Origin of the sequence: Nostoc sp. 2RC, from assembly GCF_014222165.1 — a bacterium.
GTDB lineage: Bacteria > Cyanobacteriota > Cyanobacteriia > Cyanobacteriales > Nostocaceae > Nostoc > Nostoc linckia.
In genome coordinates this window covers 1-1,355 of record NZ_JACKZU010000704.1, presented here as the reverse complement: position 1 = coordinate 1,355, position 1,355 = coordinate 1, and the positions used below count along the sequence as shown (strand labels likewise).

Annotated in this window: 1 protein-coding gene; it reads left to right on the top strand. The window is 44.7% G+C overall.

Going from position 1 to position 1,355, the window contains the following annotated elements; genetic code table 11:
• The first annotated feature begins 203 nt into the window (after positions 1–203).
• Positions 204–1,310: a peptidylprolyl isomerase gene (locus tag GNE10_RS34530; RefSeq protein WP_185570508.1), complete on the top strand. Its 1,107-nt coding sequence runs from the start codon at positions 204–206 to the stop codon at positions 1,308–1,310.
• Positions 1,311–1,355: the final 45 nt, after the last annotated feature.

Sequence of the window (1,355 nt, the reverse complement as noted above, 5' to 3'; positions counted from 1 at the left end):
GGGGAAAGGGAAAGGGGGAAAGGGGAAAGGAAAGATTTCTCTTTAACCTTTAACCTTTACCCTTTACCCTTTACCCTTTCCCCTTGGCGAAGCCATATCCCCAGTCCCCACTCAACACTCTGCACTGGGCACTCCTACTGTGGGAAGATTATTGATGGCTTACGTCCAGTTAACAATAATCAATGCTGCATTTGAGTTATTCCATGCTTAAGTTATTAAAATCCTGGCTGAAGAACAGCCTAATGGCAATACTCCTGGTAACAATATTTTTAGGCATAACTACAGCTGGGTGGACTCCCTCTAGTAGCGCCGCGCTGCCAGCTGGCAATGCAATTACTGACGGTAATGCTTTGTTGCGGTATGCACTCCCGATAAATAACAAACCTGTGCGGCAATTACAAGCCTCTTTAGAGGATATCTCTAACCAAATGCGGGCAAATCGCCGCTGGGGTGCTGTTTCCAAAGACATCAGCCAAGCATCTCGCATTCTCGATAAACCCTCCCAAATCCTAGCAAGTGTTCCCGAAGAACGCCAACCCCAAGCAGAAGCTTGGATTAACGAATTAAAATCCGGTGTGCTTCAACTGCAAGAATTGGCAAATAATAAAGATAAACAACAAATTTTGCAGCAGAGAACTAAATTGCTGAATCTTGTCACTCAGCTAGAAGAATCAATGGTCAAGAAATTTCCCTTTGAAGTTCCTGCTGAGTATAGTAATTTGCCACAACTTAAAGGTCGTGCCACTGTGGAATTAAAAACCAACAAAGGCGACCTCACCCTTGTAGTAGATGGTTACAGCGCCCCCGTCACTGCTGGTAATTTTATAGATTTAGTGCAGAGGGGTTTTTATAATGGCTTAGAATTTACCCGTTCTGAAGAATCTTACTTTCTGCAAACCGGAGATCCACCAGGAAAAGAAGTCGGTTTTATTGACCCAAAAACAGGCAAATACCGCGCCGTACCCTTAGAAATCTTGGTTGAAGGCGACAAGGAGCCTACTTATGGCATTACTCTAGAAGAAGCTGGCCGTTACATTGATATGCCAGTTCTACCTTTTTCTGCTTTTGGTGCAGTAGTTATGGCTCGTCCTGAAAGTGAAGTGAACGGAGGTTCTTCACAATTTTTCTTCTTTCTCTTTGAACCAGAACTTACTCCCGCCGGACGTAACCTACTAGATGGTCGCTACGCCGTTTTTGGCTATCTCACTCAAGGCAAAGAAGTTTTGGATAAACTCAGGGCTGGTGACAAAATTGAATCAGCAACAGTAGTGCAAGGAATAGAAAATCTGGTTGAACCGCAAGCTGCGTAAAGATGAGGGACTGGGGAGATGGGGAGATGGGAAGATGGGGGAGTG

Excerpts from the sequence above, each read along its gene's own strand:
- GNE10_RS34530 (WP_185570508.1), top strand. The coding sequence starts at position 204 with ATGCTTAAGTTATTAAAATCCTGGCTGAAGAACAGCCTAATGGCAATA.